Annotated in this window: 22 protein-coding genes; 19 read left to right on the top strand and 3 right to left on the bottom strand. The window is 66.8% G+C overall.

Annotation, left to right across the window (positions count from 1 at the left end):
- Positions 1-4: 4 nt before the first annotated feature.
- From rimP to ABIB28_RS03390, 15 genes are all read left to right on the top strand, one after another.
- A complete protein-coding gene (rimP, locus tag ABIB28_RS03460; RefSeq protein WP_354286421.1) occupies positions 5-583 on the top strand; it encodes a ribosome maturation protein RimP in 579 nt (192 codons plus the stop codon).
- Positions 583-2,214, top strand: coding sequence for a transcription termination factor NusA (gene nusA, locus ABIB28_RS03455; protein WP_354286419.1), 1,632 nt, complete (start codon positions 583-585; stop codon positions 2,212-2,214). Before rimP ends, nusA begins: the two co-directional genes overlap by 1 nt.
- Complete coding sequence (locus ABIB28_RS03450) at positions 2,214-2,450, top strand: tautomerase family protein (protein ID WP_354286418.1); 237 nt, start codon at positions 2,214-2,216, stop codon at positions 2,448-2,450. Before nusA ends, ABIB28_RS03450 begins: the two co-directional genes overlap by 1 nt.
- A gap of 139 nt (positions 2,451-2,589) precedes the next feature.
- Complete coding sequence (locus ABIB28_RS03445; RefSeq protein WP_354286416.1) at positions 2,590-3,303, top strand: DUF448 domain-containing protein; 714 nt, start codon at positions 2,590-2,592, stop codon at positions 3,301-3,303.
- A complete protein-coding gene (gene infB / locus ABIB28_RS03440; RefSeq protein ID WP_354286415.1) occupies positions 3,300-6,104 on the top strand; it encodes a translation initiation factor IF-2 in 2,805 nt (934 codons plus the stop codon). The genes ABIB28_RS03445 and infB overlap by 4 nt, the downstream gene beginning before the upstream one ends.
- 155 nt (positions 6,105-6,259) lie before the next feature.
- Positions 6,260-6,661, top strand: a complete 402-nt coding sequence (rbfA, locus tag ABIB28_RS03435; RefSeq protein WP_354286413.1) for a 30S ribosome-binding factor RbfA — start codon at positions 6,260-6,262, stop codon at positions 6,659-6,661.
- A 31-nt stretch (positions 6,662-6,692) separates the two neighbouring features.
- Positions 6,693-6,959, top strand: coding sequence for an AbrB/MazE/SpoVT family DNA-binding domain-containing protein (locus ABIB28_RS03430; RefSeq protein ID WP_189677185.1), 267 nt, complete (start codon positions 6,693-6,695; stop codon positions 6,957-6,959).
- On the top strand, positions 6,956-7,348 hold the full coding sequence (locus ABIB28_RS03425; protein ID WP_229839461.1) for a type II toxin-antitoxin system VapC family toxin: 393 nt from the start codon (positions 6,956-6,958) through the stop codon (positions 7,346-7,348). The genes ABIB28_RS03430 and ABIB28_RS03425 overlap by 4 nt, the downstream gene beginning before the upstream one ends.
- Positions 7,348-7,926, top strand: a complete 579-nt coding sequence (locus ABIB28_RS03420) for a thymidine kinase (RefSeq protein WP_189677183.1) — start codon at positions 7,348-7,350, stop codon at positions 7,924-7,926. The genes ABIB28_RS03425 and ABIB28_RS03420 overlap by 1 nt, the downstream gene beginning before the upstream one ends.
- Before the next feature lie 15 nt (positions 7,927-7,941).
- A complete protein-coding gene (locus ABIB28_RS03415) occupies positions 7,942-8,646 on the top strand; it encodes a site-2 protease family protein (protein WP_354286410.1) in 705 nt (234 codons plus the stop codon).
- A complete protein-coding gene (gene truB / locus ABIB28_RS03410; RefSeq protein ID WP_354286408.1) occupies positions 8,643-9,644 on the top strand; it encodes a tRNA pseudouridine(55) synthase TruB in 1,002 nt (333 codons plus the stop codon). Before ABIB28_RS03415 ends, truB begins: the two co-directional genes overlap by 4 nt.
- Before the next feature lie 20 nt (positions 9,645-9,664).
- Complete coding sequence (gene rpsO, locus ABIB28_RS03405) at positions 9,665-9,934, top strand: 30S ribosomal protein S15 (RefSeq protein ID WP_010183700.1); 270 nt, start codon at positions 9,665-9,667, stop codon at positions 9,932-9,934.
- A gap of 173 nt (positions 9,935-10,107) precedes the next feature.
- Positions 10,108-12,486, top strand: coding sequence for a polyribonucleotide nucleotidyltransferase (gene pnp, locus ABIB28_RS03400; protein ID WP_354286406.1), 2,379 nt, complete (start codon positions 10,108-10,110; stop codon positions 12,484-12,486).
- A 142-nt stretch (positions 12,487-12,628) separates the two neighbouring features.
- Positions 12,629-14,380 carry a DUF885 domain-containing protein gene (locus ABIB28_RS03395; RefSeq protein ID WP_354286404.1) on the top strand — a complete coding sequence of 584 codons (1,752 nt, stop codon included), beginning with the start codon at positions 12,629-12,631 and terminating at the stop codon, positions 14,378-14,380.
- Between the two features lie 53 nt (positions 14,381-14,433).
- Positions 14,434-15,651 (top strand): histidine-type phosphatase, encoded by a 1,218-nt coding sequence (locus ABIB28_RS03390; protein ID WP_354286402.1) that lies wholly within the window; start codon positions 14,434-14,436, stop codon positions 15,649-15,651.
- Between the two features lie 166 nt (positions 15,652-15,817).
- Here the strand turns inward: ABIB28_RS03390 and ABIB28_RS03385 are convergent, their stop codons facing one another.
- A complete protein-coding gene (locus tag ABIB28_RS03385) occupies positions 15,818-16,600 on the bottom strand; it encodes a MerR family transcriptional regulator (protein ID WP_354286401.1) in 783 nt (260 codons plus the stop codon).
- A gap of 71 nt (positions 16,601-16,671) precedes the next feature.
- Positions 16,672-17,514 (bottom strand): oxidoreductase, encoded by an 843-nt coding sequence (locus ABIB28_RS03380; RefSeq protein ID WP_354286399.1) that lies wholly within the window; start codon positions 17,512-17,514, stop codon positions 16,672-16,674.
- Positions 17,515-17,704: 190 nt separating this feature from the next.
- Between ABIB28_RS03380 and ABIB28_RS03375 the strand changes: the two genes are divergently transcribed.
- The 4 genes from ABIB28_RS03375 (at position 17,705) to ABIB28_RS03360 (ending at position 23,105) form a co-directional block, all read left to right on the top strand.
- Positions 17,705-18,385, top strand: coding sequence for a response regulator transcription factor (locus ABIB28_RS03375; RefSeq protein ID WP_354286397.1), 681 nt, complete (start codon positions 17,705-17,707; stop codon positions 18,383-18,385).
- Positions 18,366-19,709 carry a sensor histidine kinase gene (locus tag ABIB28_RS03370; RefSeq protein WP_354286395.1) on the top strand — a complete coding sequence of 448 codons (1,344 nt, stop codon included), beginning with the start codon at positions 18,366-18,368 and terminating at the stop codon, positions 19,707-19,709. The genes ABIB28_RS03375 and ABIB28_RS03370 overlap by 20 nt, the downstream gene beginning before the upstream one ends.
- Positions 19,710-19,902: 193 nt before the next feature.
- The gene (locus ABIB28_RS03365; RefSeq protein ID WP_354286393.1) at positions 19,903-22,368 is read left to right on the top strand and encodes a TonB-dependent receptor; all 2,466 of its coding nucleotides are present in this window, start codon (positions 19,903-19,905) and stop codon (positions 22,366-22,368) included.
- A gap of 23 nt (positions 22,369-22,391) precedes the next feature.
- The gene (locus tag ABIB28_RS03360) at positions 22,392-23,105 is read left to right on the top strand and encodes a phosphatase PAP2 family protein (RefSeq protein ID WP_354286391.1); all 714 of its coding nucleotides are present in this window, start codon (positions 22,392-22,394) and stop codon (positions 23,103-23,105) included.
- A 37-nt stretch (positions 23,106-23,142) separates the two neighbouring features.
- Here the strand turns inward: ABIB28_RS03360 and ABIB28_RS03355 are convergent, their stop codons facing one another.
- Positions 23,143-23,874, bottom strand: a complete 732-nt coding sequence (locus ABIB28_RS03355; RefSeq protein ID WP_133190162.1) for a VIT1/CCC1 transporter family protein — start codon at positions 23,872-23,874, stop codon at positions 23,143-23,145.
- Positions 23,875-24,030 lie beyond the last annotated feature (156 nt).

Here is a 24,030-nt window from a genome sequence, read left to right as displayed (position 1 = left end):
TCCATTGGCCGAAACGCCCGATCTGACCGCCCTGATTGCTCCCGAAGCCGCGGCTTTGGGTTTCGATCTGGTGCGCGTGAAGCTGTTCGGCGGCAAGGGCGACCTCACGCTGCAGGTGATGGCCGAGCGCCCCGATACGCGCCAGCTGACGATCGAGGATTGCGCCGAACTGTCGCGCCGCATCTCCGACGTGCTCGACACGCTCGAGGCCGAGGGCCGCGACCCGATCACCGACGAATATCGCCTCGAAGTGTCGTCGCCCGGGATCGACCGGCCGCTGACGCGCCTCAAGGACTTCGCCGACTGGACCGGGCATGAGGCGCGCATCGTGCTCGCCGCGCCGATCGAGGGCCGCAAGGTGCTCACCGGGCTGCTCAAGGGCGTCGCGGGCGATCGCATCACCATCTATCTCCCCAAGCATGGCGAGATGGAAATCGGGTACGACCAGGTCGGCACCGCCAAGCTGGTGCTGACCGACGCGCTGATCGCGGCCACCCGGCCGCTTTCGATCGAGGGCGTCGAAGAAGAAGAAATCGAAGACGAAGCGCTGCCCGAGGGCATTGAAGACGAAGGACACAAGTGATGGCCACCGCAGGAACTTCAGGCGTTACCGCCAACCGCGCCGAGCTGATCGCCATTGCGAACGCCGTCGCCACCGAGAAGATGATCGACAAGGGCATCGTCATCGAGGCGATGGAAGACGCGATCCAGCGCGCCGCCAAGGCGCGCTACGGCGCGGAGAACGACATTCGCGCCAAGCTCGATCCCAACACCGGTGACCTGCGCTTGTGGCGCGTCGTCGAAGTGGTCGAGGCGGTCGACGATTACTTCAAGCAGGTGAACCTCAAGGAAGCGCAGAAGCTCCAGAAGGACTCGGTCGTCGGCGATTACATCGTCGATCCGCTGCCCCCGATCGAATTCGGCCGCATCGCCGCGCAGGCCGCCAAGCAGGTCATCTTCCAGAAGGTCCGCGACGCCGAGCGCGAGCGCCAGCATGAAGAGTTCAAGGACCGGATGGGTGAGATCATCACCGGCGTCGTCAAGCGCGTCGAGTTCGGCCATGTCGTCGTCGATCTCGGCCGCGCCGAGGGCGTGATCCGTCGCGACCAGCAGATCCCGCGCGAAGTCGTCCGCGTCAACGACCGCATCCGCTCGCTGATCCTCAACGTCCGCCGTGAAAACCGTGGGCCCCAGATCTTCCTCAGCCGCGCACACCCCGACTTCATGAAGAAGCTGTTCGCGCAGGAAGTCCCCGAAATCTACGACGGCATCATCGAGATCAAGGCCGCTGCGCGCGACCCGGGTTCGCGCGCGAAGATCGGCGTGATCAGCCACGACAAGAGCATCGACCCGGTCGGCGCGTGCGTCGGCATGAAGGGCAGCCGCGTTCAGGCGGTCGTCCAGGAAATGCAGGGCGAGAAGATCGACATCATCCCCTGGTCGCCCGACACCGCGACCTTCGTTGTCAACGCGCTGCAGCCGGCTTCCGTGTCGCGCGTCGTGATCGACGAGGAAGAGGACCGCATCGAAGTCGTCGTTCCCGACGATCAGCTGTCGCTCGCGATCGGTCGCCGTGGCCAGAACGTGCGTTTGGCATCGCAGCTCACCGGCAAGGCGATCGACATCCTCACCGAGCAGGACGCGTCCGAGAAGCGCCAGAAGGAATTCGCCGAGCGCACCGAGATGTTCCAGACCGAGCTCGACGTCGACGAGACGCTCGCGCAGCTGCTCGTCGCCGAGGGCTTCGGCGCGCTCGAGGAAGTCGCTTACGTCGAGGTCGAGGAAATCGCCTCGATCGAAGGTTTCGACGACGATCTCGCTGCCGAGCTGCAGAGCCGCGCCGCCGAGGCGCTCGAGCGTCGCGAAGGGACGAACCGCGAGGAACGCCGCGCGATGGGCGTCGAGGACGCGCTTGCCGAGCTGCCGCATCTCAACGAGGCGATGCTCGTCACGCTCGGCAAGGCCGGGATCAAGACGCTCGACGACCTCGCAGATCTCGCGACCGACGAGCTGATCCAGAAGAAGCGCCAGGAACAGCGCCGCCGCGCCGAGGGCGCCGACGCCAACAAGCGCCCCGAGGACAAGGGCGGCGTGCTCGGCGAGTACGGCCTGAGCGAAGCGCAGGGCAACGAGATCATCATGGCCGCACGCGCGCACTGGTTCGACGAAGAGCCGGCAGCCGCAGCAACCGCCTCGGAGGAGAGCGAAGCCTGATGCCGTTCGTCAGCATCCGCATTTCGGGCAGCGCGACCAAGGACCAGAAGTCCGCGATCGTCGCCGATGTCACCCAGTCGCTCGTCGAGCGGCTGGGCAAGGACCCGGCTGCGGTGCAGATCGTGATCGAAGAAGTGAGCACCGAGAATTACGGCGCGGGCGGGATTCTGCTCGCTGACCGTGATGCGCCCACCCCCAAGCCGCAGGAGGACGCTCGTGCGGAATCCTCGCAATGACACGCTAGGCGCTTCTTCTTCCCCCCTCCCGCTTGCGGGAGGGGTCGGGGGTGGGCTCGCGCTCTCCCCTGACGCGACGCTCGATGCGCAGCGCGCGCCCACCCCTAGCCCCTCCCGCAAGCGGGAGGGGGAGGAAGCGGTGCGACGTTGTATCCTGCTCGGCGAACGCGCGCCGCGCGAAGCGCTCGTGCGACTCGCGCTGTCGCCCGACGGCCACGTCCTCCCCGACGTGCGCGCCAAGGCCCCCGGCCGCGGCGCGTGGATCGGCGTGACGCGCGCCGAACTCGAAACCGCGATCGCCAAGGGCAAACTCAAGGGCGCGTTCGCCCGCGCGTTCAAGACCGGCCCTATCCTGATTCCCGACGACCTGCCGGAGATGATCGCCACCGCACTCGAACGCGCTGTCCTAGACCGACTCGGCCTCGAAGCCCGCACCGGTCACTTGCTCACCGGCTCGGACAAGATCGAGACCGCGGCACGCTCGGGCAAGCTCACCATGCTGCTCCACGCGTCCGACGCAGGCACCGACGGCAACCGCAAGCTCGACCAGGCGTGGCGAATCGGCAACGATGAAGAAGGCAGCGCTTTGCGGGGGTTGGCACTGCCGGTGTCACGCACCATATTGGCCGTGGCGCTAGGTCGGCAGAATGTGGTACATATCGGCCTGACAGAACGCGATGCTGCAAAGCGGGTGGGCGAAACGCTCAACCGCTGGCTGCATTTCATCGGCCCCGAATCCGCCCTCGTGGCTTGCGAAACACCGTCGCAAGGCGCATCGGCGCACATATCCAACCCGGCGGGAAGTGGCATCCCTGCTGCGGCTGACGACGACACATGCGAGGAATTTGAGTGAGCGATACCGACAACGAAAAGCCGAAACTCGGAATGCGTCAGCCGCTCGGGCTGAAGCGCACGATCGAGACCGGCCAGGTCAAGCAGAGCTTCAGCCATGGACGGCAGAATACCGTCCAGGTCGAAGTGAAGCGCCGTCGCGTGCTCGGGCCCGGCGGCGCGCCGGTCGCGGCACCCGTCGAGCAGGCCGCTCCGGCACCGGCGCCCGTCGCCGCGCCGCGTCCGGTCGCGCCGACCCCGCCGCCGCCCCCGCCCGTCTCGCCCGGCAACTCGCTGCTGTCGCGCCAGGAGCTCCAGGCCAAGCTGCTGCGCGAAGCCGACGAAGCGCGGATGAACGCGCTCGAGGAAACGCGTCGCCGCGAAGAGCGGCTGCGGATCGAGGCGCAAGCCGAAGAGCGCCGCCGCGCCGAGGAAAATCGCCGTGCCGGTGATGCCCCCGACAGCGCCGCCGCGCCCGACCCCGTGCCGCAGCCGGCGCCCGAGCCTGTCGCGGCCCCGGTCGCCGAGGCTGCTGAGCCCGTCGCCGCATCGGCCCCGGCCGTCGAAGCCGCACCCGCGCCCGCCCCTGTGGCCGCGGCTCCGGTCGCCGCTCCGGCTGCGCCTGCGCCCGTCGCTGCTGCGCCGCCCCCTGCTCCCGCGCCAGCCGCACCGCCCGCCCCGGCGCTGCGTCCGCTGAGCCTCGAGCGCGATCCGTCGATGCCGGCACCGCGCCTGTTCACGCCAGTGCCGCGTCCCGAGCGTCCGCGTCCGGCACCGCCTGCCCCGGCGCCCGAGCCGACGCCTGCGGCCGCCACGCCGGCTGCAGGAGCTGCCGGTGCCGCCAAGCGTCCCGCCATCGGCGTTGCCGCGCCGGCTGCGCCGAACGAACCCGCGCGTCCCGGCCAGCGTGACCGCAAGGGCGACGAGCGTCGCGGCGGCAAGCTGACCGTCAACCGTGCGCTCGACGGCGGCGACGGCGCCCGCGCCCGTTCGCTCGCCGCACTCAAGCGTGCGCGCGAAAAGGAACATCGCCGCATGGGTGGCCCGCGCGAAGTGCAGGCCAAGCAAGTCCGCGACGTCGTCGTGCCCGAAGCGATCACCGTCCAGGAACTCGCCAACCGCATGGCCGAGAAGGGCGCCGACCTCGTCAAGATGCTCTTCAAGATGGGCTCGCCCGTCACGATGACGCAGACGATCGACCAGGATACGGCCGAGCTGCTGGTGACCGAATTCGGCCACAACATCGTCCGCGTCAGCGATTCGGACATCGACATCGCGATCGAGACCGATGCCGATCCCGAGGACACGCTGCTGCCGCGTCCGCCGGTGGTCACGATCATGGGCCATGTCGATCACGGCAAGACCTCGCTGCTCGACGCGCTGCGCGGTACCGACGTGGTGCGCGGTGAGGCCGGTGGCATCACCCAGCATATCGGCGCCTATCAGGTCACGCTGAAGGACAAGTCGAAGGTCACTTTCCTCGACACGCCGGGCCACGAAGCCTTCACCGAAATGCGCCAGCGCGGCGCCAACGTGACCGACATCGTCGTGCTCGTTGTCGCGGCCGACGATGCGATCAAGCCGCAGACCGTCGAGGCGATCAACCACACCAAGGCCGCTGGCGTCCCGATGATCGTCGCGATCAACAAGGTCGACAAGCATGACGCCAATCCGCAGAAGGTCCGCGAGGCCCTGCTGCAGTATGAAGTCGTGGTCGAGGAGATGTCGGGCGACGTCCAGGACGTCGAAGTCTCGGCGCTTAAGAAGACCGGGCTCGACGAGCTGATCGAGAAGATCCAGCTCCAGGCCGAACTGCTCGAACTGAAGGCCAACCCGAACCGCGCGGCCGAAGGCACCGTGATCGAAGCCAAGCTCGACAAGGGCCGTGGTCCCGTCGCGACCGTGCTCGTCAACCGCGGCACGCTCAAGGTCGGCGACATCTTCGTCGTCGGCGCCGAGAGCGGCAAGGTCCGCGCGATGACCAACGACAAGGGCCAGCAGATCAAGGAAGCCGGCCCGTCGATGCCGGTCGAGGTCCTCGGTCTCTCGGGTGTCCCGCGTGCGGGCGATCCGCTGTCGGTGGTCGAGAACGAAGCGCGTGCGAGGGAGGTTGCAGAGTACCGTCAGAGCGTCATTACTTCGAAGCGCACTGGCGGTGGTCCGGCGAGCCTCGAGTCGATGTTCTCGGCTCTCAAGGAAAAGCAGGCGATCGAATATCCGCTGGTGGTCAAGGCCGACACGCAAGGGTCGGTCGAGGCAATCGTCGGCGCGATCAACAAGATCTCGACCGATCTCATCAAGGCGCGCGTGCTGCATTCGGGCGTCGGTGGCATCACCGAGAGCGACGTTACGCTGGCGGGTGCCAGTGGCGCGCCGATCATCGGCTTCAACGTTCGTCCGAACGCCAAGGCCCGCGAGATCGCCGAGCGTCACGAGGTTGCGTTCAAATATTATGACGTGATCTACGACCTCACCGACGAGATCCGCGCCGGCATGGCGGGCGAGCTCGGACCGGAAGCGTTCGAAACGGTCGTCGGCCGCGCCGAAATCCGCGAGGTCTTCTCGGCGGGCAAGCACGGCAAGGCGGCGGGGCTGCTCGTTACCGAGGGCAACATCCGCAAGGCGCTCAAGGCGCGTATCACCCGGGCGGATGTCATCATCTACCAGGGCGAGATCGCCTCGCTGCGCCGCTTCAAGGACGACGTGGCCGAAGTGCGCGCAGGTCTGGAGTGCGGCGTGACCTTCACGTCGAACTTCGTCGACATCAAGCCGGGCGACTTCCTCGAAACGTTCGAAGTCGAACTGCGCGAACGCACGCTGTAATCGTGTTCCCCTCTCCCGCTTTCGCGGGAGAGGTAGGGGCCTGCGCAGCGGGAGGGTGAGGGTTTTCTTCTTCCTCCTGCTCGTCACGCCTCGACGAAGAAGACCCTCACCCAACCCTCTCCCGCCAAGGCGGGCGAGGGCTTTAGGCTTTAGCCATGCGCCCCAACGAAACCGCCGAATCCCGCAACGTCCGCCTGCTCCGCGTCGGCGAGCAGATGCGCCACACGCTGAGCGATATCCTCGCGCGCGGCGACGTCCATGACGAGGTGCTCGCCAAGCATTCCGTGACGATCACCGAAGTCCGCATGTCCCCCGACCTGCGCCATGCGACGGTGTTCATGAAGCCGCTGCTCGGCCGCGACGAGGAAGCCGTGCTGAAGGCGCTGCGCACCAACACCGCCTACCTCCAGCGCGAGGTCGCCGCGCGCGTCCATATGAAATATGCCGCCAAGCTCAAGTTCCTCGCGGACGACAGCTTCGACGAAGGCAGCCACATCGACACATTGCTCCGCGATCCGAAGGTGGCGCGCGATCTTGAGCCCGATACCGACGATTGACAACCGTTTAGGTAAGACACATCTTACCACGATGAATGCGCAGACCAAAATTTCGTCGAAAGGCCAGGTCGTTATCCCGAAGGATATTCGCGACTCGCTCCAGCTCAAAGCGGGCGAGACGCTGAATGTGTCGCGGCAGGGACGTCGTATCGTGCTCGAGGTTGCGGAGCCCGAGCGCGAACGGATCAGTTACGAGGAATTTCGGCGACGCGTTCCCTCCTATGTCGGGCCAGCGGTATCGATCGAAGACATGAACCGGGCAGTCGACCGGATGTTCGCGGAGCGCCACAGACCTTGAAGGCGATCGATAGCAATATCGCCTTGCGCGTCATCACCAACGACGATCCCGTTCAAACGCCAATCGCCGTGGCGTTGATCGCAAGCGAGCCAGTATTCGTGTCGCTCACGGTCGCGATGGAAATCGAATGGGTGCTGCGGAGTGCGTATCGCTGGACGACCGACGCGATTGCCAACGCCCTCACAGCTTTTGCCGCGCTCGACAATGTGCATGTCGAGGAAGCAGGGTGGCTCGGCTGGGCGATTCATCGTTTGCGCGACGGCGCCGATTTCGACGACATGATACACCTCATCGCCGCTCGCGATTTTGACGGGTTCATATCGTTCGAACGTAAACTCAAAACTCAGGCCGGGCCCGACAGCCCGGTCCCCATCGATCGTCTCTCCTGATGGCCAAGCTCTATTTCTACTATGCCTCGATGAACGCGGGCAAATCGACCAACCTGCTGCAGGCCGATTTCAACTATCGCGAACGCGGGATGCGCACGGTGCTGCTCACCGCAGGCGTAGACGATCGTTTTGCCGCAGGGACGATCACCTCGCGGATCGGGCTCGCCGCCGATGCGATTGCGTTCGATCGCGACACCGATCTCATCGCGGTCGTGACGCGCGAGGGCGAGGCTCCGCCCGCCTGCGTGCTGGTCGACGAAGCGCAATTCCTCACCGCCACCCAGGTCGATCAGCTTGCTACCCTTGCGGACTTCCACGGCATTCCCGTGCTCGCCTACGGGCTGCGCACAGACTTCCTCGGCGCCTTGTTCGAGGGTTCGGCGCGACTGCTGGCGATCGCCGACTCGCTGATCGAGATCAAATCGGTCTGCGCGTGCGGGCGCAAGGCAACGATGAACCTGCGCGTCGATCCCACCGGCCGCGCGGTCGCGGCGGGGGCGCAGACCGAGATTGGCGGCAACGATCTGTACATTGCGCTGTGTCGTCGCCATTTCAGCGAAGCGCTTGCCGCCGCCTGACCCGAACGGACCCCGATGACCAATCCCGACCTGCCCTACACCATCGCGGTGTGGCTCATCCCGCTCGTGATCGCGATCGTGTTCCACGAGGTCGCGCACGGCTATGTCGCGCGGATCTTCGGCGACCATACCGCCGAGCGGATGGGGCGGCTGACGCTCAACCCGATCAAACATGTCGATCCGATCGGCACGGTCGTGCTGCCGATGATTCTGGCGATCGCACACGCGCCGATCTTCGGCTGGGCCAAGCCCGTGCCGGTGATCGCGTCGCAGATGCGCAACCCGCGGCGTGATATGATGCTGGTCGCGCTCGCGGGCCCCGCAACCAACTTCGTGCTGGCGACGCTGACCGCGCTAGGGCTCGCGGCGTTCGTCGGGCTCGCCGGCGGCGTTCCGGCCGAGGGCGCACCGCATACGGCGGTCGGCTTCGCGTTCGACGTGCTGTACAGCTTCCTGCTGATCAACGTGTTTTTGGGCGTCTTCAACCTGATCCCGCTGCCGCCGTTCGATGGCGGGCATGTCGTGCAGGGCCTGCTGCCGCGCGCCGCGGCGATCCAGTACGCCAAGCTCGCGCGCTTCGGGCTTCCGCTGCTGCTGATCCTGCTGTTCGTGCTGCCGATGATCAGCCCGCAGTTCGACATCATCCGCCGTGTGATCGGACCAATCGCCAACGCCGTGGCGGATGTCTTCCTGCGGATCGCGCAGCTCGGCGGGGTGTGAGCGGCGTGCATGGCTGGCTGATCCTCGACAAGCCGCTCGGGCTGGGCTCGACGCAAGCGGTGTCCGCGGTCAAGCGCGCGCTGCGGGCGTCGGGTTACGATGTCAGCAAGCGTGGCATCAAGGTCGGGCATGGCGGGACGCTCGATCCGCTCGCCACCGGCGTGCTGCCGATCGCGCTTGGCGAGGCGACCAAGCTCGCCGGGCGGATGCTCGACAGCGACAAGGTGTACGACTTTACCGTGACTTTCGGAGCGGAGACCGACACGCTCGATCTCGAGGGCAAGGTGATCGCCGAGAGCGCGGTGCGGCCGACGCTGGCGAAGGTCGAGGCTGTTTTGCCGCGCTTCACCGGGCCGATCGAACAGGTGCCGCCGATCTATTCCGCGCTGAAGGTGGATGGCGAGCGCGCCTATGATCTTGCGCGCGCTGGCGAGGCGGTGGTGCTGGCGAGCCGGTCTGTGACGATCCATTCGCTCGTCTGCGTTCGAGAAGAAGGCCCTCACCCAACCTTCTCCCGCGAAGGCGGGAGATCGCTTTCCGCTCCCTCTCCTTCTCCCGCCTTCGCGGGAGAAGGTCGGGATGAGGGCCTTCTTCTTGACCACATCACCCTCACTGCCCACGTCTCGAAGGGCACCTATATCCGCAGCCTCGCGCGCGACATCGCGATCGCGCTCGGAACCGTCGGCCACGTCACCATGCTGCGCCGCACCAAGGCCGGCCCCTTCACCCTCGAAAACGCGATATCGCTGGACAAACTGGCCGAACTCGGGCAGGCGCGCGCCCTTGAAGACAAACTCCTGCCATTGAGGGCGGGGCTGGACGACATCCCGGCTCTCTCCCTCTCCCCCGATCAGGCAGGGCTGCTCCGTCAGGGGCGGGTGTTGATCGGGATCGCCGCCGACGATGGCTCCTACTTCGCGACATCGGAAGAAATTCCCGTCGCTCTGGTGGAAGTCCAGGACCGCGAGGTTCGCGTCGTTCGCGGTTTCAATCTCTGAATGATGTCGAAGGAAGAAGCATGACGATCACTGCAGAGCGCAAGGACGCGCTCGTCAAGGAACATGGCCGCGTCGAAGGCGACACCGGCAGCCCCGAAGTCCAGGTCGCGATCCTCACCGAGCGTATCCGCAACCTGACCGAGCACTTCAAGGGCCACAAGAAGGACAACCATTCGCGCCGCGGGCTGCTGATGATGGTCAACAAGCGGCGCACGCTGCTCGACTATCTCCGCCACAAGGACGGGGCGCGGTATACCGCCCTCATCGCGAAGCTCGGGTTGCGCAAGTAACTCAAGACCTCACGGAACGGCGCCCTCGGGCGCCGTTTCTACATCCAACCCCTTTCGCCATTCCGCAATTCGGCGGTTTGGCCGGGAGCCACGAAAGGCTCCGAACCGCGCGGACCGGCTAGTCCGCACATAGGCCCCACTGGCATCCGGCCAGTGGTGTTGAAGGAAACGATATGTTCGATACCAAGACCGTAACCACCCAATGGGGTGGCAAGACGCTGACGCTGGAAACCGGCCGCGTTGCGCGCCAGGCAGACGGCGCCGTGATGGCGACGCTCGGCGAGACCGTGGTGCTTTGCGCCGTGACCGCCGCCAAGTCGGTGAAGGAAGGCCAGGACTTCTTCCCGCTGACCGTCCATTACCAGGAAAAGTATTCGGCTGCCGGCCGCATCCCCGGCGGCTTCTTCAAGCGTGAGCGCGGCGCGACCGAAAAGGAAACGCTGACCAGCCGCCTGATCGACCGCCCGATCCGCCCGTTGTTCCCCGAAGGGTTCTACAACGAGATCAACGTGATCTGCCAGGTCCTGTCGTATGACGGCGAGAACGAGCCCGACGTGCTCGCGATGGTCGCCGCATCGGCTGCCCTCACCATCTCGGGCGTGCCGTTCATGGGCCCGATCGGCGCAGCGCGCGTCGGCTACATCGACGGCGAGTACATCCTCAACCCGACCGTCGAGCAGACCAAGTCGGGCGAGCTCGACCTCGTCGTCGCCGCAACCGGCGCCGCCGTGATGATGGTCGAATCCGAAGCCAAGGAGCTTTCGGAAGAGGTCATGCTCGGCGCCGTCCAGTTCGCGCACAAGGCGTGCCGCGAAGCCGCGAACCTGATCATCGATCTTGCCGAGCAGGCTGCCAAGGATCCGTGGGAAATGGCCGCCCAGGCCGATCTCACCGCCGCCAAGGACAAGCTGCGCAAGCTCGTCGGCAAGGACATTGCCGCTGCCTACAAGGTGACCGACAAGGGCCAGCGCTCGCATCTGCTGTACGAAGTCCGCGCCAAGGCCCGCGAAGCCTTCGCCGATGCCGCGCCGCAGGACCAGATGGCGGCCGGCAAGCTCGTCAAGAAGCTCGAGGGCGAGATCGTCCGCGGTGCGATCCTCAAGGACGGCACGCGCATCGACGGTCGTACCACCACGCAGATCCGTCCGATCGAGGCGATGGTGCACTTCCTGCCGCGCGCGCATGGTTCGGCACTGTTCACGCGTGGCGAGACGCAGTCGATCTGCACCACCACGCTCGGCACCAAGGACGCCGAGCAGATGATCGACGGCCTGACCGGCCTGTCGTACGAGAACTTCATGCTGCACTACAACTTCCCGCCCTACTCGGTCGGTGAAGTCGGCCGCTTCGGTGCGCCGGGCCGTCGTGAAGTCGGCCACGGCAAGCTCGCCTGGCGCGCGCTGCACCCGGTGCTGCCGTCGAAGGACGAGTTCCCGTACACGATCCGCGTTCTGTCGGACATCACCGAGTCGAACGGCTCGTCGTCGATGGCGACGGTCTGCGGCGGTTCGCTGTCGATGATGGATGCCGGTGTGCCGCTCAAGCGTCCGGTCTCGGGCATCGCGATGGGCCTGATCCTCGAGGGCAAGGACTTTGCGGTTCTCTCGGACATCCTCGGCGACGAGGATCACCTCGGCGACATGGACTTCAAGGTCGCAGGCACCGAAGCCGGCATCACCACGATGCAGATGGACATCAAGATCGCGGGCATCACCGAAGAGATCATGCGTGTCGCTTTGGCCCAGGCCAAGGAAGGCCGCGCGCACATCCTCGGCGAAATGGCCAAGGCGCTCGACCACACCCGTGAGGAACTCTCGGCGCACGCACCGCGCATTGAGACCTTCACGATCGACAAGACCAAGATCCGTGACGTCATCGGCACGGGCGGCAAGGTCATTCGCGAGATCGTCGCGACGACCGGCGCCAAGGTCGACATCGACGACGAGGGCGTGATCAAGGTGTCGTCGTCCGACACCGCGCAGATCGAAGCTGCGATCAAGTGGATCAAGGGCATCGTCGAGGAAGCCGAAGTCGGCAAGGTCTATGACGGCAAGGTCGTCAACCTGGTGGACTTCGGGGCGTTCGTGAACTTCATGGGCGGCAAGGACGGTCTCGTCCATGTCTCAGAAATCAAGAACGAGCGCGTCGAGAAGGTCTCGGATGTTCTTTCCGAGGGTCAAGAAGTGAAGGTCAAGGTCCTCGAGATCGACCCGCGCGGCAAGGTTCGCCTGTCGATGCGCGTCGTCGACCAGGAGACCGGTGCCGAGCTCGAAGACACGCGTCCTGCCCGTGAGCCGCGCGAAGGCGGCGACCGTGGTCCGCGCCCGCCGCGTCGTGATGGCGACGGTGGCCGTGGCCCGGGCGGCGGCGATCGTGGTCCGCGCGGCGGCGGTGGCGGCGGCGAAGGCCGTGGCCCGCGTCGTGACGGCGACGGTGGCCGTGGTCCGCGCCGCGATGGCGGCGGTGCACGCCCCGAGCGCGCCGCTGGCGGCAACGAGGACGGCCCTGCGCCCGAGTTCGCCCCGGCGTTCCTGACTGGCGATCGCGACTAACACCCTGGCCGCAAGGCTATGGTGAGAGAGGGGCTCGGAGCGATCCGGGCCCCTTTTTCGTGCGCGCTCGAACTGCGTAGAAACCGGCTCTTATCGGCTGCCGAAACTTCGCCTAGGCTTGCCCCAACATAAGGGGGATTCCATGCGTCGTTTCGTTCTCGCAGCCTTGCTCGCCACCGTCGCCGCGCCCGCGGTTGCCGCACCCGCCGACGATCTCCACCGCGTCATCGCCGATCACTGGGCGTGGTTCCTCAAATCGAACCCGGTCTATGCGACCTCGCTCGGCGTCCACGCCTATGACGATCGGCTCGGCGATTTCAGCCTGGCCGAGCTCGACCGCCAGGCAGCGCAGGCGGCGCTGTTCATCAAGCGGCTCGATGCGATCCCCGCGGCCAAGCTGACCGACGAGGACCGCACCAACAAGGCGATCCTGCGCCGCATCCTGTCCGAGCAGATCGAGGCGAACGGTTTCGGCGAGCGGATGATCACCTTCACCACGCTCGGCAGCTGGTACCAGAGCTTTGCCGGGCTCGCCGACACGGTGCCGGTTCGCACGCGCGCCGATTTCAAGAGCTACCTCATCCGGCTCGCGCAATTCCCCGGTGCCAATGCGCAGCAACTCGAGATCACGCGGCAAGCCGTCGCAGGCGGCTATGTTCAGCCGTGCGCCGCGCTGAACGGCTTCGAGACGACGATCTCCGGCGTGATCACCGCCAAACCCGAAGACTCGCGCTTCTACGCGCCGTTCAAGGGCAACCGCCCGGCGGGGATGAGCGACACCGAATGGGCCGACTGGCAGAGCCGCGCGCGCGTGCTGATCACCGACACGATCAACCCCGAATATCGCAAGATCGCCGACTATTATCGCACCGCCTATCTCCCCAAATGCCGCGTCAGCGTCGGCGCCGCGGCGCTGCCCGAGGGCGCGAAATACTACGCTTTTCAGGTACGCCAGCAGACCACGACCGATCTGACGCCGGCGCAGATCCACGATATCGGCCTGTCGGAGGTAAAGCGGATCAAGACCGCGATGGAAGCGCTCGCCAAGAAGGCCGGTTTTGCCAGCCGCGAGGCGTTCATCCAGGAACTCCGCACCAACCCGAAATATTACGCCAAGAGCGAGACCGAGCTGATGAGCGCCGCCGCGTTGCAGGCCAAGGCGAACGACGGCAACATGCCCAAGCTGTTCGGCACGCTGCCGCGCCTGCCCTACGGCGTGCGCGCGATCCCGGCCGAAACCGCGCCGAGCAGCCCGACCGCCTATTACATGCCGGGATCGCCCAAGGTCGGCATTTCGGGAACGTTCTACGTCAACACATCGAAGCTCGACCAGCGCCCGCTCTATGAGCTGCCCGCGCTGGTGAGCCATGAGGCGGTGCCGGGGCATCACAACCAGATCGCGCTGCAGCAGGAAATGAGCCTGCCCGACTTCCGCAAATACGACACCAATTTCACCGCCTTCGTCGAAGGCTGGGGGCTCTATTCGGAGCATCTCGGGATCGAGCTTGGCATTTATGACACGCCCGAGAAGGACATGGGGCGGCTGTCGTACGAAATGTGGCGCGCGTGTCGGCTGGTGGTCGATACCGGGCTGCACGCGCAAGGGTGGACCAAGGACCAGGCCCTCGCCTTCATGAAGGCCAACACCGCGCTGACCGACGCCAATATCGAGGCCGAGGTCAATCGCTACATCACCAATCCGGGGCAGGCGCTGGCCTACAAGCTCGGCGAATTGAAGATCCTCGCACTGCGCCAGCGCGCCGAGACCAAGCTCGGCGCAAAGTTCGACGTGCGGCGCTTCCACGATGCGGTGCTCGAACATGGCGCGGTGCCGCTCGACTTGCTCGACACGCAGATCGACGCCTGGATCGCGCGCGAGCAACGCGCCGCCTGACGCCGCACGGCTGTCATACAAAGCGGGCAAGGCGGGGCGAAGGAGACAGACCCATGAAGACCCCGCTGCGGCTTGCCGCACTCGCGCTTGCCGTGGCGGCGCTCGGTGGCGCTGCGCCCGCGCCGAACGCCCCGACCGGCCTCAAGGTCGATCGCGTCGTGCTGCTGATGCGCCACGGCATCCGCCCGCCGACCAAGGCGCCGCCGATGCCGCATGGGGTCACCGCCGAGGCGTGGCCGAGCTGGCCGGTCGCGCCCGGCTGGTTGACCCCGCACGGTGCCGCCGCGGTGGTGGCGGTCGCGGGCGCGGACAGGGCAAGCTTTGCCGCAAGCGGACTGATGCCCGCGACGGCGTGCCCGACGCGCGTCGCATTGCTCGCCGACAGCGACCAGCGCACGATCGCGACCGCGCAGAGCTATACCACCGGGCTCGCGCCCGGCTGCGCGATCGCGATCGAGCATCGCGCGCAGGACGAGGCCGACCCGCTGTTCAACCAGATTGCCGACGGCCACGCACCGCTCGACCCGGCGCGCGCGGCTGCCGCGGTCGATGCGGCGGTCGGGCCGGGCGGGATCGCGGCAGTCGAGCGGAGCGTGGCGCCTTTGCTCGCGCGGCTCGATCGCATCCTGTGCGGGGCGGCGAAGACCGAGTGCGGCGTGGCGCGCGAGCCCTCGACGCTGACCCCCGCCACTGCGACGACACGCCCCAAGCTCGGCGGCGCGCTCGACCGCGCCTCGACCGCGGCGCAGATCCTGCTGCTCGAATATGCCGAGGGGAAGCCCGTCGCAGAGATCGGCTGGGGCCGCGCCACCGCCGCCGATGTCACCGCGCTCGGTGCGTTCCATGCGCTCGAATTCCGCCTGCTCGCGCGCCCGCCCTATATCGCGGCGCGCAACATGGCGGGGCTGAGCCCGCGGATCGTCGGCTGGCTGTCGGACGATGCGCCAACCGCGCCGACGATCGCGATGATCGCGGGGCACGACACGCAGGTCGCCAACCTCGCCGGGCTGCTCGATTTGCATTGGCGCGTGCCCGGGATCGCCGTCGACGATCCGGTGCCGGGGGGCGCGATCGTGCTCGAGCGGCTGAGCGATGCGAGCGGACAGCATTACGTCCGTGCGGTCTATCGCGCGCAGTCGCTCGCCGAACTGCGCGCCGGCACCGCGCGGGCGTCGTACCGCGCGGTGTTGCCGATTGCAGGCTGCACCGCGCGGGGGGTGGTCGGCCTGTGCACGCTGGCGGCGTTCAGCGCGAAGCTGGCGGAACGCTGAGCGGCTCGCGGGGCGCGGAGGGGCTCGCGCGCCGCGCCGCCCCCCCCACACTCGTCACCCCGGGCTTGTCCCGGGGTCCACCGGGACACGGATCCTGCACATGCAGGACGCGCGGCACGGTGGACCCCGGCACGAGGCCTGCGTGACGGTTAGGGGCGGTGGTAAGTCAGAGCGCGGCCTGCGCCTTGCGCGCCAGCATCGCCTGCTGAATGAAGCCGAACACGACGGCGTCGAAGCCGGGATCGGCCTCGTGCTGCCATTCGTCCATCCGCTCATACATCGCATTTACCCCCGACCGCATCGCGGGCGTCGCGACCGCTTCGAACGGCGCGAGCAACGCCTGCCACTCGTCGAGAAAGCGCTGCGCCGCATCGCTCTCGGGCGCGAGCGGCAGCGCCGCCTTGATCCGCCCGCCAAGATCGGCCCATTGCGCGGCATAGGCCGTCGGATCGTATTCGCGCGGCATCGCGCGCGCCGTTTCGGCAAACGCGGCTTTCTCCTCGGGCGTGAAGAAGCGGTCGGTCACCAAATCCCATTGATCGTGCGTCATCACTCGGTCTCCGTGCTGGATCAGCGAGCAGAAGGTCGCGACATCGATGGGCTCGCTACGCTCGATGCGGGACTGGACAGTAAGCAGCAGCGCACGCGCCGCGGCAATGTCGTCGGCTTGCGCCGAGAGCGCGGCGAGTTGCGCCGCGACGATCCGCGCGAGCGAAACGGGCCCGTCGCGAGTGAAGCGCTCGATTTGCGCGAGCGTCAGCCCGGCGCGCTTGAGCGTCACGATCTGATGAACGCGCTCGAGCTCGGCCGCGCCGTAGAAGCGCCGCCCCGACGCCGAGCGCAGCGGCCGCACCAGCCCGCGCGCTTCGTAGAAGCGCAGCGCGCGCGTCGTCAGGCCGGTGCGGCGGGCGACATCGCTGATGTCGAGCGAGGGCGGTAGATCGGGCATGCCGACGCTATGCCGCTTGACGCAGCGTCAACCGCAAGCGTTTTTTTACGGAGCGCCCAAAGTCGGGGCGATCAGCTCGGAAAATCGGTCCCGATGCTCGTCGCTTCCCCCGCCTCGATTTCGGCGAGCGTTTCGCGCAGCTTCTTGGTCACCGCGTCATAGCCCCATTTGCCGAGCACGAGATGGCGCGGCGGATCGGCCTGTTCGGTGAGCGCGATCATTGCGGTCGCGGCCCGTGCTGGATCGCCGGCCTGGCTGCCGCTGCCCTCGGACGTCCCGGCCAGCCGCTTGCCCGCAGTTTCGGCATAGGCCGCGATCGCAACCGGCGTCTGCTTGAGCGAGCGCCCGGCCCAGTCGGTGCGAAACGGCCCGGGCTCGACGCACGTCACTTTGATGCCGATCGGCGCGCCCTCGGCGCGCAAAGCGTCGGAGAAGCCTTCGACCGCGTGCTTGCTCGCGGCGTAATAGCCCGAGCCCGGGAAGCCAGCGAACCCGGCGACCGAGCTCAGATTGATGACATGCCCCGACTTCCGCTCGCGCATTCCAGGAAGGACGCCGCGGGTCAGCGCGAACAGGCCGAAGACGTTGGCCTCGAACTGCGCGCGAATCTCGGCATCTTCGCCCTCCTCGATCGACGCCTGATAGCCATAGCCGGCATTGTTCACGAGCACGTCGATCGCACCGAAGCGCTCGGTCGCGGCCGTGACCGCCGCCGCGATCTGCCCGGCATCGGCCATGTCGAGCGCCAGCGCGAGCACGCGGTCCTCGGCACCCTCCGCCAGATCGGCCACTCGCGCGGCGTCGCGCGCGGTCGCGACGAGCCGCCAGCCGCGCGCGAGAACTTGCTGCGCAAGCTCGCGACCGAAGCCGGTCGAGCAGCCGGTGACGAACCAGACGGGGGTATCGGAGGCCATGCGCAATTCCTTGATCGGGGTCGGCGGGATCTGCGCGCGCGTATCACGCGCTCCGCGCTCGGTCTGGTCAAGACGCCTGACGCGGCGAAGCGATCCCTGCGCGTCACCCGCGGGTCGGGCGGACCGACCGTCACGAAGGTTTCACACTTGCGGCGGATGGCGGTGCTTTCCTCTGTCCAAGGTAACAACGGTGGCGACGGTCCTGGTGGTCGAGGACGATCCCAAATCGGCGGACGCGATCTGCGCGATCCTCGCCGAGGAAGGGCTGCGCGTGACGACGGTGCAAGACGGCGCCGCGGCGTTCCTTCAGGCGAAGGACAAGGATTTCGATGCGATCGTGCTCGACCGGATGCTGCCCGGCGGGATCGACGGAGTCGGCGTGCTCGACATGCTGCGCAAGGCCGGCATTCGCACCCCGGTGCTGATCCTCAGCGCACTTTCGGCCTTGGAGGAGCGCGTGCGGGGCTTGCGCGCCGGGGGCGACGATTATCTCGCCAAGCCGTTCGAGCCGCTCGAGCTCGCCGCGCGCGTGATGGCGCTGATCCGCCGGCGCGTGGCGGAGACCTCGTCGATCAGCCTCGAGCAGGGGCGCGTGCGGATCGACTTGATCGCGCGCGAGGCGTGGGTCGACGGGCAGAAGATCGACCTGCAGGCGCGCGAGCTGCAATTGCTCGCCTATCTCGTGCGGCATCACGATCGGCCCGTCAGCCGCGCGATGATCTTCGAGGACGTGTGGGGCTATCGCTACGATCAGCGCACCAACGTCATCGACGTCCATGTCACGCGGCTGCGGCGCAAGATCGAGCGCGGCGACCTGCCGCCGCTGATCGAGACCGTGAGGGGGACCGGCTATGTCTTTCGCAGCGCTTGAACGCTGGCGCCGCAGTTCGAGCGTCCGCGTCGCGATCCTCTTCCTGCTGCTGTTCGGTGCGGCGGCGACCAGCCTGCTCGGCTTCGTGCATGATCGCGCGATCGCGCATTTCAATGCGCAGACCGACGAATGGCTCGCACGCGAAATCGTGCGGATGAAGACGCAGACCGATCGCACCGGAGCGATCGAACGCGTCGCGCGGCACAACCGCTCGGACGTTCATCATCTGCGCCCCTTCGGCCTGTTCGATCCGAGCGGACGCTGGCTCGCCGGCGCGCCGCGCGCGCTCCCCGTCGGGCATCCCGACGAGCTGCCGTTCGACCTGACCAGCGTGACGCCGCGCGGCGAAGTCGATCTTCGCGCGATGACGCTCCGGCTGGCCACCGGCGATCGCTTCCTCGTAGCGCAGGACCTGCAGGAATCGCGCGCCTTCGCCGCAGAAATGGTGTCGGCGATCGTGTGGGGCGGCCTCACATTGCTCGTGCTCGGGCTGTCGGGCTCGGTGCTGCTCGCCGTCTCGCAGGAACGGCGGATCCGCCAGCTGACACAGTCGCTGCACGCGATCATGGCGGGGCGGCTCGACGCGCGCCTCGCGCCCTCGAAACGTCGCGACGAGCTCGACGCGCTCGCGTGCGAGGTCAATCGCATGCTCGACGAGGTCCAGCGGCTGATGCTCGAAGTGAAGGCGGCGGGCGACAATATCGCGCACGACATGCGCACCCCGCTGACGCGGCTGCTCGCGCGGTTGCGCCAGGCCGATGCCGGCAACGCCAGCCCCGTGGTCATGGCCGCGGCGATCGGCGACGCGGTCGAGGAAGTGACCGGGATGATCGCGATGTTCAACGCGTTGCTGCGCATCTCGGAAATGAACGAGGGCGCGCGCCGCGAGGGCTTCCGTATGCTCGATCTCGCGCAAGTGGTGACCGATGCGACCGACTTCCACGAGGTCGCCGCGATCGAGCGCGGAGTCCGCATCCGCCGTGAGATGCCCGCCACGGTGGCGTTCGAGGGCGATGCCGATCTGCTGTTCGAGGCGGTCGGCAATCTGGTCGACAATGCGATAAAGTATACGCCGGCGGGCGGCGAGATCGTCATCGGGCTTGCGGCGGGGCCGGTGCTGACCGTCGCGGACAACGGCCCCGGCATCCCGCCGGGCGAGCGCGACAAGGTCTGCGCGCGCTTCCACCGCGTCGAGGCGAGCCGCAGCCAGCCGGGGAACGGCCTCGGCCTCGCGCTGGTTTCGGCGATCGCGCAGGTCCATCGGCTCGAGCTGCGGATCGGCGATGGCGCGCCCGGCTGCGTCGCCACGCTCGCCGCGGCGTGAGCGGCCCTGCATTAACTCGAATTTAGCATAGCGACTTGGGCGGGCCATCGAACCGCCACACGACCGTAACCGCGTCGGCCTAGAGGCGGGGTCAGCCAGCGGGGAAGCAACCGGGGTTCGCCACGCGATGGCGGCCCGGAAGAAGCGCAACAATCGCCTGCAGCGTCTGGCCGATCTTATTGGGGAATTTTCGATGCGCGCGACTTTCCGACAGACCCTGCTCGCCGGGGTGGCCTTGTCCGTAACCTTGCCTGGCACCGCGATGGCGAACGATGCGACCGCACCCGTCGTTGCGCCTGCGCCTGCCGCGCAAGCGACGCCGGGTGGCGAGCAGACCTCGACCAGCGCGAACAGCGCGGGGCAAGCGAACGACAAGCAGTCGCTGACCTCGGCCGACATCATCGTCACCGGGTCGAAGACGGCGCAGAGCGCGCCGATCACCGTCTCGCTGACGACCACGCAGCCGCAAGCTGCGGTCAGCCGCGATTACATCGCCAACACCACCGCCACAGCCGATTTCAACGAACTGATCGCGCTCACCCCGAGCGTGTCGATCTCGGGCGCGGGCAACGGCTATGGCCTGGGCGAGACCAAGGCGACGATCCGCGGTTTCCAGGACGGCGAATATAACGTCACCTACGATTCGATCCCCTTTGCCGACACCAACAACCCGACGCACCATTCGACCGCGTTCTTCCCGTCGAACACGATCGAGACGATCGTCGTCGATCGCGGCCCCGGCAACGCCAGCCAGCTCGGCCAGGCGACCTATGGCGGCAACATCAACATGTATTCGCGCGCCGCGAGCGAGCAGCAGAGCGCGCAGGTCGAGGGTATCGTCGGCAACTGGAACACCTTTATCGGCCGCGCCGAATTGCAGTCGGGCAGCATCGCCAAGCTCGGCGGGGCGCGGATCGTGCTGACGGGGCAGTATCTGCAGTCGGACGGCGCGCTGACCTATTCGCCGGTCGGCTCCAAGAACCTCTACGGCAAGATCGTCGCGCCGATCGGCAGCCACAACACGCTGACGATCATGAGCACGTGGAACCGCAACCATTATTACCAGTCGGACGTGCTCAAGGGCGCGACCTGCGGCAGCGCACGCGTCGGCGCCAACGGTACGACTGCGCTCGGCGCCGACGGCCAGCCGCTGACACAGCTGACCGGCAACGATTGTGCGGTGAATTCCAACGTCGGGTTGTATGGCCGCAACTACGGGCTCGGCAACAATCCGAGCCTGCCCGACTATTGGAAATACAACCGCACCGACAAGACCACCGATTTCTCGTACGTTCGCCTGCAGAGCGATCTCGGGTCGGGCTTCTCGCTCGACAATCGTGGGTACATGTATGGCTACACCAACAACACGCTATCGGGGAACACCGGCTCGGTCATCAGCGGCTTCAGCGGCGCAGGCACCGCGGCCTCGCCCTACAAGACGGTGGCGGGCCAGCCGACCGACATCCTCGGCTATGACAAGCTCAACAAATATCGTGTCTTCGGCTATATCGGCCAGATCAATTACGACTTCGCGCTCGGCAAGATCCGTGTCGGCGGCTGGTACGAACATGCCGTCACCGATCGCCACCTGATCGACCTCGACCGCACCACCGGCGGCTTCAGCTTCAACGAGAAGTTCAACAACGGCAACGGCACCGCAGCGCAGCTCGCGCTGCCGCCAATCGCGCAGGCCAATCTCGCTTACGTCCAGCATTCGAACTGGAACCAGTATCAGCTGTTCGGCGAGTTCGAATTCCACCCGGTCGAAGGCCTGTCGATCACGCCCGGCGTGAAATACGTCCATTTCGAGCGCGGCATCGCCGCCCCGGTCAACCAGAAGACGCGCCTGCCGCTCTACACCAGCCAGATCTGGACCAAGACGCTGCCGTTCGCGACGATCAACTATATGCCGACGAGCAACTGGTCGTTCTACGGCCAATATGCGCAAGGCATGTACGTCCCCGATCTGTCGAGCTTCTACTCGGCCTCGGGCACGCTCTCGACCGCGCTCGATGCGCTGAAGCCGCAGACCTCGACCAACTATCAGCTCGGCAGCGTGTGGCACGGCAACAAGGTCTCGGTCGATGTCGACGGATACATCATCAACATCGACAACAAGATCGGCACCTGCACCACGACCGGCTGCGACCAGACGCTGCTCGTCAATATCGGCAAGGTCCGCTACAAGGGCGTCGAGGGCTCGCTCAGCTACATGCCGGTCCGTGGTCTGACGCTGTTCGGCAACGGCTCGTACAACAAGGCGCTCAGCGTGACGAGCGGCGCACAGATCGCCAAGGCGCCCTTCTCGACCGCGGCGGGCGGCTTCATCTATCGCAATGCGGGCTTCCGCCTGTCGTTCGACCAGAAGTTCACCGGTCCCCAATATGCCAGCGAATATACCGGCAGCCCCGGCTATCGGCTGTATCGCATCCGCCCGTACAGCATCGGCGAATTCGCGATCAGCCAGGAATTCAAGGGCGGGTTGCGGCTCGGCGTCACGGTCAACAACGTGTTCAACAGCCGCGCGGTGACCGCGATCTCGACCAGCGCGAGCGGCGCGCCGGTCACGGGCGGCTTCCAGAGCGGTTACGGTCAGCTCGACCAGTTCAGCTATTTGCCGCCGCGCTCGTTCCTGGCTTCGGCCCGGATCAAGTTCTGATCGCTCCGGCCGAGGATATGACGATGCAGAAGCTTCTGGGTTCGACGCTGGCGGTGCTGGCGCTGGGGATGATCGGGTCGGCCGGAATGGCTGCCCCGCACGCCTTCCACTATCTCTCGGCGCCCGATTTCGCGCCGAGTGCGGTGCTCCCCGCCCCGCCCGCGCCGGGATCGGTGCAGGAGCAGAGCGAACTCGCGCAGCTGCGCACGCTGATCGCGGCGGCACCGGTCGAACGGCTCGCGCGCGCGCGATTCGACGACGGCAACGAGACCCCGGCGCTGTTCGATCGCACGCTCGGCGTCGAGCTCGAGAAATACCCGCTGACTTGGGCGCTGCTGCGCGACGTGCAGGCGGAAGCCGAGGCGGCGGTCAGCTTGAGCAAGGCCTATTTCCACCGCACGCGGCCTTATGGGATCGACCCGACGCTGCCCAATTGCGCCAAGAAGACGATCGGCAAGCCCGCCACTTCCTATCCGAGCGGCCACGCCATTCTCGGCTATTCGGCGGGCTTCGTGCTTGCGCGGCTGATCAAGGGCCGCTCGTCAGAGATCTTCGATCGCGCCGCCGATTATGCGATGAGCCGCGAATTGTGCGGCGTCCATTTCGCAAGCGACCTCGATGCGAGCCACGCGCTCGGCACGCTCGTCGCGAGCGACCTGCTGGCCAATCCCGCCTTCCGCGCGAAGTTCGAGGCCGCGCACGCCGAACTGCTCGCGGCGCACGTCGCCGGGGCCTGAGCGAAGCAGGCAGCGCGACTGCCCGGAGCCTATACGCTCAGCCGACCGTCGTGTGGAACACGTGCCCGACGCCCGCGGTCACCGCCATCGCGATCGATCCCCACACCATCACGCGGACCACGCCGGGCAGGATCGGCGCCCCGCCGGTCCGCGCCCCCGCTGCGCCGAGCACCCCGAGCGTCAACACCGCGACGATTGCGATCGCCCACAGGATCATGCTCGCGGGCACGAGCAACGCGGTCAGCACCGGCGGCAAGCCACCGGCGAGGAAGCATGCGGCCGAGGCGACCGCCGCCTGGAGCGGATTGGCGGTCGAGGTGTCGGTGATGCCGAGCTCGTCGCGGGTATGCGCCTCGAGCGCGTCATGCTCGCTCAGCGCCGCGACCACCTCGACCGCGAGCGCCTTGGGCAGGCCGCGCTTCATGTAAATCGCCGCGAGTTCACGCTGTTCGTGCTCGGGATTGGCCTCGAGCTCGAGCCGTTCGCGCTCGATATCGGCCTTTTCCGAATCCGCCTGCGAGCTGACCGAGACATATTCGCCCGCCGCCATCGACATCGCCCCCGCGACGATCCCCGCGACGCCGGTCAGGATGATCTGCGACGTTCCCGCAGCGGCGGCGGCAACGCCGACCATCAGGCTCGACGTCGACAACAGCCCGTCGTTCGCGCCGAGCACCGCCGCGCGCAGCCAGCCGATCCGCGTGACATAATGCGATTCGCCATGCGCCTTATCGGCGCGCTCCTGTGCGGTTGCCTCGAGCAAACTCATCGAACGCCTTTCCAATAGCCGATCCCCGTCCGAATCGCCCGATCCGGCCGTACCGCGCCGATCACGTACCCGTAAGCCCCTTTGCACGTCGGTACGTTCCACAATCCGCAGGGGACGCCCCGCCGGCAGCGAGTCCGGGACCACAGCGCGGAGTCT

Origin of the sequence: Sphingomonas sp. UYEF23 (assembly GCF_040546165.1) — a bacterium.
GTDB lineage: Bacteria > Pseudomonadota > Alphaproteobacteria > Sphingomonadales > Sphingomonadaceae > Sphingomonas > Sphingomonas glacialis.
This window is presented reverse-complemented; position numbering and strand designations above follow the sequence as displayed.